General features: G+C 62.7%; 12 protein-coding genes. 5 read left to right on the top strand and 7 right to left on the bottom strand.

Annotation, left to right across the window (positions count from 1 at the left end; translation table 11 throughout):
* Positions 1 to 69: 69 nt before the first annotated feature.
* The 3 genes from GH983_RS15015 to GH983_RS15005 all read right to left on the bottom strand — a co-directional run bounded on the left by GH983_RS15015 (position 70) and on the right by GH983_RS15005 (position 3892).
* Complete coding sequence (locus GH983_RS15015; protein WP_069043346.1) at positions 70 to 1245, bottom strand: acetate/propionate family kinase; 1176 nt, start codon at positions 1243 to 1245, stop codon at positions 70 to 72.
* Positions 1242 to 2606 (bottom strand): bifunctional enoyl-CoA hydratase/phosphate acetyltransferase, encoded by a 1365-nt coding sequence (locus tag GH983_RS15010; protein WP_194842726.1) that lies wholly within the window; start codon positions 2604 to 2606, stop codon positions 1242 to 1244. Before GH983_RS15010 ends, GH983_RS15015 begins: the two co-directional genes overlap by 4 nt.
* A 287-nt stretch (positions 2607 to 2893) precedes the next feature.
* Complete coding sequence (locus GH983_RS15005; RefSeq protein WP_153762817.1) at positions 2894 to 3892, bottom strand: P1 family peptidase; 999 nt, start codon at positions 3890 to 3892, stop codon at positions 2894 to 2896.
* A 390-nt stretch (positions 3893 to 4282) separates the two neighbouring features.
* Here GH983_RS15005 and GH983_RS15000 point away from each other — a divergent pair, with 390 nt between their 5' ends.
* Complete coding sequence (locus GH983_RS15000; RefSeq protein WP_153762816.1) at positions 4283 to 4984, top strand: phosphatase PAP2 family protein; 702 nt, start codon at positions 4283 to 4285, stop codon at positions 4982 to 4984.
* A 21-nt stretch (positions 4985 to 5005) separates the two neighbouring features.
* Here the strand turns inward: GH983_RS15000 and GH983_RS14995 are convergent, their stop codons facing one another.
* From GH983_RS14995 to GH983_RS14985, 3 genes are all read right to left on the bottom strand, one after another.
* Positions 5006 to 5938 carry an ABC transporter permease gene (locus tag GH983_RS14995; RefSeq protein WP_069043348.1) on the bottom strand — a complete coding sequence of 311 codons (933 nt, stop codon included), beginning with the start codon at positions 5936 to 5938 and terminating at the stop codon, positions 5006 to 5008.
* Positions 5931 to 6941 carry an ABC transporter permease gene (locus GH983_RS14990; protein WP_054147968.1) on the bottom strand — a complete coding sequence of 337 codons (1011 nt, stop codon included), beginning with the start codon at positions 6939 to 6941 and terminating at the stop codon, positions 5931 to 5933. Before GH983_RS14990 ends, GH983_RS14995 begins: the two co-directional genes overlap by 8 nt.
* Positions 6942 to 7016: 75 nt before the next feature.
* Positions 7017 to 8723, bottom strand: coding sequence for a peptide ABC transporter substrate-binding protein (locus GH983_RS14985; protein ID WP_153762815.1), 1707 nt, complete (start codon positions 8721 to 8723; stop codon positions 7017 to 7019).
* A gap of 321 nt (positions 8724 to 9044) precedes the next feature.
* Here GH983_RS14985 and GH983_RS14980 point away from each other — a divergent pair, with 321 nt between their 5' ends.
* Positions 9045 to 10208, top strand: coding sequence for a M20 aminoacylase family protein (locus GH983_RS14980; RefSeq protein WP_069043350.1), 1164 nt, complete (start codon positions 9045 to 9047; stop codon positions 10206 to 10208).
* Between the two features lie 45 nt (positions 10209 to 10253).
* Positions 10254 to 12089 carry an ABC transporter ATP-binding protein gene (locus GH983_RS14975; protein ID WP_069043351.1) on the top strand — a complete coding sequence of 612 codons (1836 nt, stop codon included), beginning with the start codon at positions 10254 to 10256 and terminating at the stop codon, positions 12087 to 12089.
* A 45-nt stretch (positions 12090 to 12134) separates the two neighbouring features.
* On the opposite strand, the gene GH983_RS14970 is transcribed toward GH983_RS14975, so the two are convergent.
* Positions 12135 to 12623: a hypothetical protein gene (locus GH983_RS14970; RefSeq protein ID WP_069043352.1), complete on the bottom strand. Its 489-nt coding sequence runs from the start codon at positions 12621 to 12623 to the stop codon at positions 12135 to 12137.
* A 158-nt stretch (positions 12624 to 12781) separates the two neighbouring features.
* On the opposite strand from GH983_RS14970, the gene GH983_RS14965 reads away from it, so the two are divergent.
* Together GH983_RS14965 and GH983_RS14960 are read left to right on the top strand one after the other, a co-directional pair.
* The gene (locus tag GH983_RS14965) at positions 12782 to 13570 is read left to right on the top strand and encodes a carbon-nitrogen hydrolase family protein (protein WP_083229677.1); all 789 of its coding nucleotides are present in this window, start codon (positions 12782 to 12784) and stop codon (positions 13568 to 13570) included.
* 64 nt (positions 13571 to 13634) lie between these two features.
* Entirely contained in the window at positions 13635 to 14348 is a 714-nt protein-coding gene (locus tag GH983_RS14960; protein WP_069043354.1) for a sulfate transporter family protein, read from the top strand.

Here is a 14348-nt window from a genome sequence, read left to right as displayed (position 1 = left end):
ATCCGCTTTCAATCGAAGCGTCTCTAGGCGCGTTTCATGACGCTTTGGTGTCAGCGGCGGCGGATCGTCCTATCCGATGAGCCTGAGGCAGTCGTCGGCAATCACCTGTTCCTCGTCGGTCGCGATGACCCGGATCGTTACCCGGCTTTCCTCGCGCGAGATGACGGCCTCGTTGCGGTCGTTCGCCTCACTGTCCAGGAGCAGGCCGAGGAAGCGCAGGCGCTCGACCACCGAACGGCGGATCGTCGGCTGGTTCTCGCCGATGCCGGCGGTGAAGACCAGCGTATCCAGGCCACCGAGCGAAGCAGCGAGCCTTGCCACCTCCCCTGCGATGCGGAAGGTGAAGACATCGAGTGCCTCGCAGGCTTCCTTCGAAGGGGTCTCCAGCAACACCCGGCTGTCGGCGCTGATGCCGGAGAGACCGAGCAGGCCCGACTGCTTGTAGATCATCTCCTCGACCTGTTTGACGCTCAGCCCATGGGCGTCCATCAGATGGAAGAGCACGCCCGGATCGATCGCGCCGGAGCGGGTCGCCATGGGCACGCCGTCAATGGTGGAAAAGCCCATGGAGGTGTCGCGGCTGATCCCGTGGTCCAGCGCGCAAAGGCTCGCACCGGAGCCGAGATGGGCGACGACGGCGCGGCCGCCTGCCGTTTCCAGTTCGAGCCTCTTCAGGGCACCCGCGACATAGGCATAGGAGAGGCCGTGAAAGCCGTAGCGCTTGACGCCCTTGTCGAACCATTCGCGCGGGATGGCGAAGCGCCTGACGGTGTCGGACTGCGTGCGGTGGAACGCGGTGTCGAAGGAGGCGGTCTGGGGGAGGCCGGGCTTCAGTTCAGCGATGGCGCGGATAAGGCGCAGGTTCTGCGGCTGGTGGAGAGGTGCCAGCGTCACCAGGCTCTCGATTGCGGTGAGGCCCTCCTCGTCGACGATTGCAGCATCTGCGAAGCGATCGCCACCATGGACAACGCGGTGACCGACGGCCGAGACGGCGTCGAGATCGTAGTGTTCTCCGAGCCAGTCAAAGACCTCTTCCAACACGTCGTGCAGCAGGTCATCGGTCTTTGCCACGAGCGGTACGTCGAAGACTTGTGGCCCCTCGACAAGATGGAAGGTCAGCGGCTCTGCGCGGAAGTCGATCACGCCCTTGCCGATGCGTCTGGCGCCTTGGGCCTCGCGGGCGAATATGCCGATCTTCACCGTCGAAGAGCCGGCATTGAAGGTCAGCAACAGTTTCTGCCTCATGCCTTGTCACCGAGCGCTGCCGCACGCTTGGCAGCGACGAGTTTTGCCAGAGCTGCCGACGCAATGCGGACTCTGAGGCTGTCCGAGCGGCTGGTCAGAATGATCGGAACGCGGGCGCCGAGCACCAGACCGGCGGCATCGGCATTGGCGAAATAGAGGAGCTGCTTGGCGAGCATGTTGCCGGCTTCGAGGTCGGGCACCAGCAGGATATCGGCGTCGCCGGCGACGGGCGAGATGATGCCCTTGGTGCGGGCGGCTTCCATGCTGATCGCATTGTCGAAGGCAAGCGGCCCGTCGACCTTGGCCCCCCGGATCTGGCCGCGCGCTGCCATCACGGTCAAGGCTGCGGCCTCCAGTGTCGCCGGCATCTTGTCGTTGACCGTCTCGACGGCAGCGAGCACGGCGACCTTGGGCTCCGCCACGCCCAGCATATGCATGAGATCGACTGCGTTCTGGCAGATGTCGCGCTTGTGTTCGAGGGTGGGGGCGATGTTGATCGCGGCGTCCGTGACGATCAGCAGCTTGGAATAGGCCGGCACATCCATGACATAGACATGGCTGACGCGGCGCTCGGTCCTGAGGCCCGAACCGCCACCGACGACGGCGGCCAGAAGCTCGTCGGAATGCAGGCTGCCTTTCATCACGGAGCCGACCTTGCCGGCAACGGCGAGTTCGACGGCAAGGGCCGCTGCCGCATGGCTGTGTTCGGTCGACATGATCTCGAAACCGTCGATCGAGATGCCGGCCTTTGCGGCGGCCGCGCGGATTTTCGCCTCCGGGCCGATCAGGATCGGGTCGAGCAGACCTTCGTCGCGGATTTCGACGGCACCCTCGATGGCTTCCGGCGAGCAGGGATGCACAAGGGCGGTTCGCACCATCGGCAGGCTGCGGGCCTCGGCCACAATCGCATCGAAGCGGTCGTGGCGCTGCAGCGAGACATCCGGCGGAAGGTTCTCCGACCAACTGATGCGCTCGAACGGCGCCCGCACACGGGCCTTGCCGGCCAAAACGGGCTCGCCGTTCTGGTTGACGCAGCGGGTGTCGAAGATCAGGGTCCGGCCATCGCTCTCCTTGGTCATCAGGGTCACCGTCGCGGTGATGCGGTCGCCGGTCGCGATGTCCCTCCAGAACTCCAGATCCTGGCCGAGATACACTGTTCCGGGGCCGGGTAGGCGGGTGTCGAGGACAGCCGAGATCATGCCAGCCGGGATCAGTGACTGGCCGAGCGGCACTGGGTTGTTGTCGCCGGAGAGTGCGGCAAAGAGTTCGATATCATCGGGGCCAATCACGCGTGTGATGCTGGCGGCATCGCCGAGCTTCAGCTCGTCGAACATGCGGTTGGTGAGGACTGGTCTTTCCATGTCGCTTTCATCTTCCATTGTCGAACCGTCCTCCCCCGATCCGTTTATCTTGCGGATGATCTGCGTCATGCGCGTGACCAACCTTGGCGGGCAATCTCTGCGGCGAAGGGTGCACTGTCCTTGACTTGGGTCAAGGGCGGGTTCGACGAAGGTGGTGGGAGGGAGATCAGGTCACCTTGTGCCGCGCGGTACCTCTTCTGTCGGCTCTGTCGACATCTCCCCCACACGGGGGGAGAGTGGCCGCTGACCGCTCTGCCAGCCACACTGCTGTCCGCAGGGAGCCGAGATCACCCCCATTTGTCCCGCCAGGCCGGCTGCGCATCCGCGTAAGGCAGGGCGACGGCCTCGAACACGCCGCGCGCGATCGCCCGGGCCGTCACCAGCGTTGCCAGATGGCAGAGCTCCATGAGGTCGGCCTGACTGCTGCGTGCGCGTCTTCCCGTCGAGGCAGTAAACATCGTGTCGCCGTCGGAGGGCAGATGGGCCGGCAGTACGGCCCGGGCGAGGCCATCATGGGCGGCGATCGACAGGCGATGAAGCTCGGGCTTCGAGAGCGTGCAATCGGTCACGACGGCGCCGATGGTGGTTGCCGTCAGTCGCAGCCCCTTGATGCGCATGGCCCGATCTTCAACGGTCACATGAGCGGGCTGGCCACGACCACCGAATTCCTCCCCCTCCTCGAAAGGGGCAGCCCAGAAATGCGGACCGTCACCAACCATGACTGAACCCATGGCATTGACGGCCACCAGCGCGGCGATTGTGTGGCCCGACGACGAAATGGCGCTGGCCGAGCCCAGGCCACCCTTGAAATTGGCCGTCGTCGCACCCGTTCCGGCGCCAACCGTGCCGAGCGGGAAGGCCCCTTTCGCCGCGTTCTCAAAGGCCTGATAACCGAGATCGCGATAGGGAGCATGCAGGCCCCAGTCCTTAGCTCCGCCATTCAGCAGATCCATCAGGATTGCCTGCGGCACGATCGGCACCCGCACGGAGCCAACGGCAAAGCCGCGGCCCGCAGCGCGCAGGCCCGATTGCACGCCGCCCGCCGCATCCAGCCCGAAGGCCGAGCCCCCCGAGAGCACGAAGGCATCGACCTGTTGCACTGTCATGGAGGGATCGAGCAGCGTCACGTCGCGTCCACCGGGCGCGCCGCCGAGCACGGTTCCAGACGCTGTTGCCGGTTCGTCGAAGACAATCACGGTGACGCCGGAGCCGAGGGTGAGGTCTGTCGCATGGCCGACGGCCAGACCGTCGATGTCGGTCAGAAGGTTGAGCGGGCCTTGGGGCATGGGGCATGTCTCCGGATGTGCGGGCGGAGAGTGGCGGGGGTGGGCGACAAGATCAAGGCGGTTTTGGTGAGTAAGCTGATCGGCTCAAAGCCTGTGCCGTGCGGCTATGGCCTCTCATCCGCCTCCTGAACCTGTCGAAGGGCGGCACCTTCTCCCCGCAGGCGGGGGAGAAGACCGAGACGGTAACCGCGCCTGCCTCCCTCTCCCCGCCTGCGGGAAGAAGGTAGGGTGAGGGGCGGTGCCAGGCCCTCGGCGCGAGCGAACCGCCGCTGTCCGGAAAGGGAAGTATGGAACAACTCCGACCCGTCCACATTTGCTCCCCGCGTCCCGGTTGACCCACGCGCCTTGCAACGCGATGTAGCCTCAACACCACCGATCAGGATCTTGCCCATGCAACGTATCAAGCACCATCTCACCCGCGTCGTCTCGGTCGCCGAAGCCCGCGTCTGGCTGACGGCATTGGTGGCGGCGCTGGTCGCCTATCTGCTGTTCGAGCTGACCGGCGAGGTGCTGGAGGGCGAGACGCGTGCCTTCGACGAGAGTGTGCTCTTGATGTTGCGTGATACATCTGATCTCAGCATGCCGGTTGGTCCCGCCTGGCTCACCAAGGTGATGGTCGACATCACGGCGCTTGGCGGCGTGACCGTGCTGACATTGCTCGTGACCCTGGTCGTCACCTATCTGGCTCTGCGTCGCAAATTCCGCACGGCCGCTTTCGTCACCGTTTCGATCCTCGGCGGGTGGGCCTTGAGCAGCGCGATGAAGCTTGGCATCGCAAGACCACGGCCGGAGGTGGTGCAGCATCTGGTCGAGGTGTCGGACATGAGCTTTCCGAGCGGCCACGCCATGCTTTCTGCGATCACTTATCTCACCCTCGGCGCCATGCTGTCGCGCATCGAAGAGCAGCCGTCGCTGCGCTACTTCTTCCCGCTCGTTGCGGTGTTCCTCACCCTGATCATCGGCCTCAGCCGCATCTATCTCGGGGTGCATTACCCCACTGACGTGCTCGGTGGCTGGGCGGCGGGAACGGTCTGGGCATGTGCCAGCTGGTTTGCTGCGAGAAGGGTGTTGGGAAGGCCAAGTGGGCGCTAATGCGCCCACTTGGGGTTGCCCTCAATGCTTCAGCGCCTTCGGATCGAGCGCATCGCGGATCGCGTCGCCGATATAGTTGACGCTCAGCACCGTCAGCGAGATCGCAAGGCCCGGCCACAAGACGCGGGACGGGTTGATCTGCAGGAAGTTGGCGCCGTCGAACAGTAGACGGCCCCAGGTGGGGAAGTCCGGCGGGAAGCCGAGCCCCAGGAATGAGAGCGCGGACTCGGTGATGATGGCGGTGGCGATGCCGAGCGTCGCCGAGACCATGATCGAAGACATCACATTGGGCAGGATGTGCTTGATGATGATGCGGTGCTCGCGCATGCCGCTCGATTTCGCCGCCAGGATGAATTCCTGGCTCTTGATCGCCAATACGTCGCCGCGCACGATGCGGGCCGTGTGCATCCAGCTGGTGATGCCGATGACGAAGACGATCAGGATGAAGATGCCGGTTTCCGGGCCGAAGGCGGTGCGCAACGTGTCGCGGAACAACATGATGATCACCAGCAGCAGCGGCAGGAGCGGCAGCGCCAGGAAGAGGTCGGTCAGACGCATCAGAGGGCCGTCGAGCTTGCGGGAGTAGCCTGACAAGACCCCGACCAGCGTGCCGACGACCAGGGCCAGCAGCATGGCCGCCATGCCGACGGCAAGCGAGATCTGGCCACCGGCGAGAACCTGGGCCAGCATGTCGCGGCCAAGGTTGTCTGTGCCGAAGGGATGCTCCCAGGACGGCCCCTGGTTCTTGGCACGGATGTCGAGTTTCGCCGGATCGATCGTGTGGATGTAGGGGCCGATGAAGACGGCGGCGACGATGAAGACGAAGACGATCAGGCCGGCAACGCCACCCTTGTGGGCGCGGAACTGGCGCCAGAGCATGGGCCAGAAGCTGCCGCTCTGAGGTCTTGTCTGTGGAGCCGGTGCACCGGTCGTCGCGATTGCGGCATCACTCATAGCGGATCCTCGGATCGAGTATGCCGTAGAGAACGTCGGCAATCAGGTTGAAGAGCACGATCAGGATCGCGAAGATGAAGGTCAGGGTCTGCACGAGCGGGATGTCGGCGCCCTGGATCGCAGTGATCAGCAACTGCCCCAGACCATTCACGCGGAAGACCTGCTCGGTGATGATGGCCCCGGAGAAGATCGTGGGAACGCCGAGCGCGATCACAGTCACGACTGGGATCAGGCTGTTGCGCAGGACATGCACGAGCAGCACGATCTTTTCCTTGACGCCCTTGGCACGGGCGGTGCGGACATAATCCATGTTCAGGTTGTCGAGCATGGAGGCGCGCACGAAGCGGCTGATCTGCGAGACGTTGAAAAGCGTCAGCACCAGGACGGGCAAGAACATCTGCTTCACCTGGAGCACGAAGCTGTCCCAGCTGTTGACCACCAGTGTGGTATCATAGATCGACGGGAACCACTGGAGCCAGGAGGAGAAGACGACGATCAGCAGGACGCCGGTGAAGAAGGTCGGCACGGAGTAGCCGACCATCGAGACGAAGGTGCCGATCTGGTCGAACCAGGAATACTGGCGATAGGCGGAGATGACGCCGATCGGGATCGCGATCAAAACGCCGAAGAGGTAGGAGAGACCGACGACCCAGAGCGTCTGTGGCAGACGCTGGACGATCAGGTCAACCACGGGGCTGCGGGTCGCCCAGGAAAGCACGCGCATGCGCTCGCCGGAGCCGACGGTGATGCCGGTGATCTGTTCGAAGATGTTCAACGGTTCATTGATGAAGAACTGCTGCAGCCATTTGAAATAGCGAATGATGAAGGGCTGATCGAGGCCCATGGCCAGCCGGATCTGCTCGCGCACTTCGGGCGGAATGGTGAGCGGCAGGTCGCCCAACGGGTCGCTCGGTGCAAGGTCGAGCAGGGCAAAAATTATGAAACTGATGGCCAGTAGCGTCGGGACTGCGAACAGCAGTCGCCGTACGGTGAAGGTAAACATCGGCTGGGCTCCAGACTGTCGGCAAAAATGCGAGCGCCGGGCCCGCCCGTGAAGGCAGGCCCGGCGCGAAGGGCATTACTTAGCGCGCGACCAGTCGGCGACGTTCCAGAGTTCCGAATCCCAGGCGTTCATCTTCACGCCAAGCAGCGTGTTGTTGACAGCCGACGGCTGACCGCGATGGATAAGCGGGATCTGGGCGACATCGTTGGAGAGCATGTCGTTCAGCTTTTTGGCGATTTCGGCACGCTTTTCGAGCTCGCCGGTCTGGCCGAGTTCCTTCACAAGCGCATCGTATTCCGGGTTGCAGTAGCGGACGATGTTTTCACCCTGCCAGCCATTGGCCGGGTTCGGGATTTTGTCGCACATCCAGCCCGCCATGTACTTCTCCGGGTCGGTGCCATCGAAGTTGTTGGTGTACATCTGGATGTCGGCCATGAACTTCTGGAAGGTGTCCGGAGAGGCCGGGTCGCCACCGAAGAAGACGGATGCCGAGATGTTGCGCAGTTCGACGGAGACGCCGATCTGGCTCCACATGTCCTTGACCAGTGCCTGGGTGCCCTGGCGAACGGAGTTGGTCGAGGTCTGGTAGAGGAAGGACAGCTTCACACCATCCTTTTCGCGGATGCCATCGGAGCCCATCTTCCAGCCGGCGTCCTCGAGCAGCTTGTTGGCGCCTTCGATGTCCTGCTTCAGGCACCAGTCAACCGCGGTGGATACATAGATATCCGGCGCCGGCAGGATGTTGCAGGTGGGCTGGCCGTTCGGGCCGTAGCCGGCTTCGTCGATGATTTCGCGGTCAATCGCGATCGAGAGCGCGCGGCGAACGGCCGGGTCGGACAGTGCCGGGTGCGGGCCGGCTTCCTTGGTCGAGCGCTTGTCGCCGAGCGAGGGATCGACGCCGTAAGGGTTGATGTCGATGCGTTCAACCTGGGTGCCGAAGGCGACTTCGATCTTGCCCTTGCCGGCCGCCATCATCTGGTCGAGGATTTCGGGCTCGACCTGCATGTTCCAGGCATAGTCGAATTCGCCGGTCTCGAGAACCGAGCGCGCTGCGGAAGCGGCGTCACCGCCACCCTTCAGGGTGACCGAGGCGAAAGCCGGCTTGGCGGCGTCGCGGTAGTTCGGGTTGGCGGTGAAGGTCACGACGTCATTCGGCTTGAATTCGTTGACGACAAAGGGGCCGGTTCCAACAGGGCCAAAGTTGGCGGCCGTGCATTCCGGCGCCTTGGCGCCAAGGCAATCCTTGAACTGGGCTGCCTGGATGAGCGGAGCCTGTGCGCCGACAAAGGCGCTGTAGGGATAGGGCTTGGCATCGGCGAAGGAGACCTTGATGGTGGAGGCGTCAACGGCTTCCACATTGGTCACGCCTTCGAAATAGGCGCCCTGGGCGCAGCCGCCGTCCGGTGCCGTGCAGTATTTCCAGGTGAAGATTGCGTCTTCGGCCGTGACGGCCGAGCCGTCGGACCATTTCAGGTCAGGCTTCAGCTTCCAGGTGATGCTCTTGAAATCGGCTGCTACGCCGCCGTTTTCAACAGTCGGGATTTCCGTGGCCAACATCGGCACCAGTGCGCCGGTCTCGTCGTAGCGGGCGAGCGGCTCGATGACCATCGAGGCTGCGTAAACTTCCTTGGTTCCCCCCGACAGATACGGGTTCATCGTCGAGACGGCCTGCCAGAAGATGATCTTCAGGTCGCCGTCCGTGCCGCGTTCGGCCATTGCCGGCGCTGCCGTCAGCGCGAAAGCGGCAGCCGACGCCGCCAGCATCATTTTGCGAGTGTTCATGTGCTCATTCCCCATTATTTTTGTTTGCAGGCATGATGGAAGACCGATCTGCCGGCCAGCGATGTGGCCAGCCCATTCGCGAAATGTCAACCACCTATCTTCTTGGTATTGCAGGAAAGTTTTCCAATCTGAGGCGCTCCGCGGAGTCGCGCAATGCGTTCCCGAACAGCCCAGTATCTGTCGGGTTGGCTAAAATTTAGGCCATGTAATCACAAGCCTATTTTCCATGCAAGACGGAATTTTGCGGCTTGCCAAAGCTGCGCATCGCGGCACAGTATGCGCGAAATCCTGCGGGGAACAACGACAAAAAGAGGTTACTTCATGCCAGTGCTCAACCGCGCCAGCGAACTCCAGCCCGAAGTCGCTGAGTGGCGCCGCCATCTGCACCAGAATCCCGAACTCCTGTTCGACGTGCATGGCACAGCGGCCTTCGTGGCCGAGAAGCTCGAGGAATTCGGCTGCGACGTAATCGAAACGGGGATCGGTCGGACCGGCGTGGTCGCGATCATCAAGGGCAATCGCGGCGATGGGCCGGTCGTCGGCTTCCGTGCCGACATGGATGCCCTGCCGATCCACGAAATGTCCGGCAAGGCCTGGGCTTCCAAGACGCCCGGCAAGATGCATGCCTGTGGCCATGACGGCCACACGGCCATGCTGCTCGGTGCGGCCAAATATCTCGCCGAGACCCGCAATTTCCGCGGATCGATCGCCGTGATCTTCCAGCCGGCCGAAGAGGGCGGCGGTGGCGCGCGCGAGATGGTCGCCGATGGCATGATGGAGAAATTCGGCATCCGCCAGGTCTATGGCATGCATAACCATCCCGGCATGGCGGTCGGCACATTTGCCACCAAGAAGGGACCGGTCATGGCCGCTGCCGACCAGTTTGACATCGTGGTGGAAGGCCGAAGCGGTCATGCCGCCCAGCCGCACAAGAGCATTGATCCGGTGTTGGCAGCTTCACAGGTGGTTGTGGCACTGCAGTCGATTGCCGCCCGCGAGACAGATCCGCTTGGCTCAGTGGTTGTCACCGTGACGAAGATCCACGGGGGCGATGCCTATAACGTCATTCCCGATGCCGTAACATTGTCCGGTACCGTTCGCACGCTGATGCCGGACATGCGCGACATGGCCGAGGCCCGAATCGGCGAGATTGCGTCCGGCGTCGCGATGGCCATGGGGGGCAAGGCGACGTTGCGCTATCACCGCGGTTATCCAGTCACCGTCAACCATGAACCGGAGACCGAGTTCGCGCTCGATATCATGCGCAAGGTGGCCGGGGACCATGCCGTCAGCGATGCCTTCCCGCCGGCGATGGGTGCTGAGGATTTTTCCTACATGCTCGAAGCGCGGCCCGGCTCGTTCGTCTTTATCGGCAATGGCAATACGGCCAACCTGCACAACTCCGCCTATGACTTTAACGACGAGGTGATTCCCTATGGCATCAGCTACTGGGTGACGCTTGCCGAAACGGCACTCGCCGCCTGATTGCACGACCACATCTCGACACAGATAAAAACAGGGGAACGGGATATGGCTGTGGTGGAACAGGCAACAGAAGCAAGCAGGGCGCCGGTACTGTCGGTGCGGGGTCTGACGACCTCGTTCAGGGTCGGCACCGAGTGGCGGTCTGTGGTGCGAAACATGGATCTCGACGTCGCCTCGGGAGAGACCGTGGCGATCGTCGGCGAATCGGGGTCGGGCAAGAGCGTGACCTCGCTGTCGATCATGCGGCTTCTGCCGGAATTGACGAGCCGCATCGCTGGGAGCGTCAAACTGGAGGGGCGAGAGCTTCTGACGCTCGATGCCGAGCAGATGCGCCAGGTGCGCGGCAACCAGATCTCGATGATCTTTCAGGAGCCGATGACCTCGCTCAATCCGATCTTTCCGATCGGCAAGCAGATAGCCGAGGCCATCACGTGCCATCGCGACATCTCCAATGCAGAGGCAAAGACCGAGGTCTTGCGGCTGCTCGACCGCGTCCGTATCCCGAACGCCAAGAACCGCTTCGATGAATATCCGCACCAGTTCTCAGGCGGCATGCGTCAGCGCGTGATGATCGCCATGGCGCTCGCATCCCGGCCGAAGCTGCTGATCGCCGACGAGCCGACCACCGCGCTTGACGTCACCATCCAGGGCCAGATCCTCGACCTGATCAAGACGCTTCAGGACGAGGAGGGCATGGCGGTGCTCTTCATCACCCATGACATGGGTGTGGTGGCCGAAGTGTCGGACCGGACCATCGTCATGTTCCGCGGCGAGGCCGTGGAAACGGGGACGACGGACGACATCTTCAATCGTGGCCAACATCCCTATACGCGCGCATTGCTGTCCGCCGTTCCGAAGCTCGGATCCATGGGCGGGCGGGAGCGGCCGATGCGTTTCCCGGTCATCGATATCAAGACCGGGGCCACGCTGGTGCCGGAGGCGGAAGCCGGAGTTCCGGAAAAAGCGAGCCAACCACTGCTGGAGGTGAAAAACCTCACCACCCGCTTCGACATCCGGTCCGGCCTGTTCGGGCGCAAGAGCGGCGCTGTGCATGCGGTCGAAAACGTCTCCTTCACCCTCAAGCCGGGTGAAACCTTGTCCCTGGTCGGCGAATCGGGTTGCGGCAAGTCCACAACCGGCCGCTCGATCACCCGGCTGGTTGAGCCGACTTCGGGTCAGATCACGGTCGACGGTTACAATGTTGGAAGCCTCGACGAGGCTTCGCTCCGGCGCATGCGTCGCAGCATCCAGATGGTCTTCCAGGATCCCTTCGCCAGTCTCGATCCGCGCATGAGCGTAGGGCAGGCGGTGATGGAGCCTTTCGTCGAACACAAGCTCGGTTCGAAAGCCGAAGCGCGCGACAAGGCCGCAGACCTCCTGGAGCGGGTGGGGCTCTCGGCCGACATGATGCCGCGTTATCCACATGAGTTCTCGGGCGGTCAGCGCCAGCGCATCGCGATTGCCCGCTCGCTGATGCTCGATCCGAAGATCATCGTCGCCGACGAAGCGGTCTCGGCGCTGGACGTGTCGATCAAGGCGCAGGTCTGCAATTTGCTGCTCGATCTGCAGCAGAGCTTCAACCTCGCCTATCTCTTCATCAGCCACGACATGGCAGTCGTGGAGCGGGTCAGCCACCGGGTCGCCGTGATGTATCTCGGCGAGATCGTCGAGATCGGTCCGCGTCAGGCCGTCTTCGACAATCCGCAGCATCCCTACACGAAAAAGCTGATGGCGGCGGTGCCGGTGCCGGATCCGGCGCGACGCAAGCTCAAGCGCAATCTGTCGACCGACGAGATCAAGAGCCCCATTCGGCCCGCGGGCTACCAGCCGCCTGCGCGCCAGTACCGGGAAGTGAGCGAGGGGCATCTCGTCCAGGTGTGAGAGACTGTTCCTGCCGGCCTTTTTCCCGTGTTCTGAGGTGGGTGCTTATGGGGAGGGCGCGTCGCCGAAGCCGACAAGGGTCACGTGTGCCGTCCAGTCATATTTCGTCGCATCGACGATCTGTGGACGCGGGTGGGCGAAGCCGTGGTAGAGCAGGGGGAAACACCGCGTGATGCTTTCGCCCGGCGCCAGAGCCTGATTATGACGGAGAGTACCGCGATAGGCGGTGCCGGCTCTTTCCGCCTGCTGTCCGATCAGGTCAAAGGCAATGCGGTTGACCATGTCGCCGGAAGAATTGGTGAGTGTTGCAGCCAGCGGCAGGGCCGGATCAAGGCAAGTCTCGCCGTCGGCTCCGACATCCACTGTGACGGCCGAGACAGCGCCTCTCTGGCTTCTCGACTGATTATCGCTGAAGATCCAGATCACGGTGCCGACGACAGCGATCACGCCGGTCAGCGCGATCGCCCAAGGGCGGCGCCTGAGATAAAGCTCTATCAGCAGCAAGGCTACGGCGGCCGTAACGACAAAAGCCATCAGGACAAGCCTGCTTCGATCACATGTTCCATTTCCTAAAGATAAGGTCCGAGACAAGAAAGGCAACCTGGCGCGGCTTGCCTTGGAGTTGCCGCTTGCCTCCGCTAGGCATGCAGCACTAACGTTCCAACCCAGACTCTGACGCAGACAGGTGCATCATGCTGATTTCGCTCTATCAAATGCAGCCGCTTTCCGGCGATGTTCCGGGCAATATCGGCAAGATTGCCCAAGCTGCCATGGCGGCGGCAGAAATGGGCGCGGAGCTTCTTGTCACGCCCGAACTCGGCACCAGTGGATACGCACTCGGTTCGCAGTTCAAGGAAGTGGCGGAAGGGCGCGATGGTTTGATCATTGGCGCCTTGATGGAAATTTCGGCCGATTGCGGGCTTTCGATCTGCGCAGGTTTTCCCGAGCACGACGGCAATCAGGTGTTCAATTCCTCTGTGCTTGTCCGGCCGGACGGCAGCACGGAATTCTACCGCAAGAGCCATCTCTATGGCGACGGCGAACGGGCGGCTTTCGTGCCAGGCTCGGAGGCTCCGCATGTCTTCGATCTCAACGGTATCAAGACCGGAATGCTGATCTGCTACGACGTCGAGTTCCCGGAGAATGTAAGAACGCTGGCGCTGGCCGGTGCCGAATTGATCCTCGTGCCGACCGCGTTGCCGGAAGGCATCATAAGCCGACGCGTTGCCGATACGGTTGTACCGACACGTGCCTTCGAAAACGGCGTCTTCGTCATCTATGCCGATCTCTGCGGCGAGGAGAATGGGCTCACCTATGGCGGTCGGTCGGTGATCCTCGGGCCAGATGGCGACGAGCTGGCGCGGGCCGGTATGCGGGAGACGCTGCTTGTCGCCGAGATCGATCCCGCCGCCTATGACGACGCCCGGGCGCAAAACCCCTATCTCACCGACCGTCGGCCGGGCCTTTATCGCCTCAGCTGAGATTGCGCATTGCAGCGGCAGCTTCGGCCTCCTACATCACGGCTGTTGATGAAGGAGGCCACCGATGATCTTTGACGCTGCCGTGCTGTCGCTGCGCAATCTTTTTGCCCCGGAGACCCGCACGGTCTTCTGGAAGACGCTCGGCCTGACGATCCTCGTTTTGATCGGCCTGTGGTTCGGTCTGCGCGAGACTTTCATCGCCTTCATCATGCCTCTGGTCCAGGGCGTCGTCCCGGAACTGCCGGACTGGGCGGGCTGGCTCACCTTCATCTTCGGCATTCTGGCCAGCATCGGGCTGGCACTCGGGTTGGCACTCTTGCTGTCGCCGGTCACCGCGATCATTGCCGGTCTGTTTCTCGATGATGTCGCCGAAGTCGTGGAGAAGCGGGATTATCCCACCGACCCGCCGGGCAAGGCCATGCCGATGGGACAGGCGATCGTTGCCTCGATCAAGTTCTTCGGCGTGGTCGTCGTCGGCAACCTGATTGCGCTGATGCTGCTCTTCATCCCGGGCATCAACATTCTCGCCTTTTTCCTTGTGAACGGTTACCTGCTCGGCCGGGAATTCTTCGAGTTCGCCGCCATGCGGTTCCGCAGTGTCGAAGAGGCGAAACTTCTGCGTTCCCGCCATTCGGGCACCGTATTCATGGCGGGTCTCGTCATCGCGCTGTTTCTGGCCGTGCCGATCGTCAATCTGCTCACGCCGCTGTTCGCTGCCGGTTTAATGGTGCATCTGCACAAGGCGCTCGCCGCGCGGGACGTGGCTCTCGCCCGTTGA

It is taken from the genome of Agrobacterium sp. MA01 (genome assembly GCF_009650195.1).
Taxonomy (GTDB): domain Bacteria; phylum Pseudomonadota; class Alphaproteobacteria; order Rhizobiales; family Rhizobiaceae; genus Allorhizobium.
The sequence above is the reverse complement of the archived record's forward strand: the minus strand, read 5'-3'. Positions and strand labels throughout refer to the sequence as shown.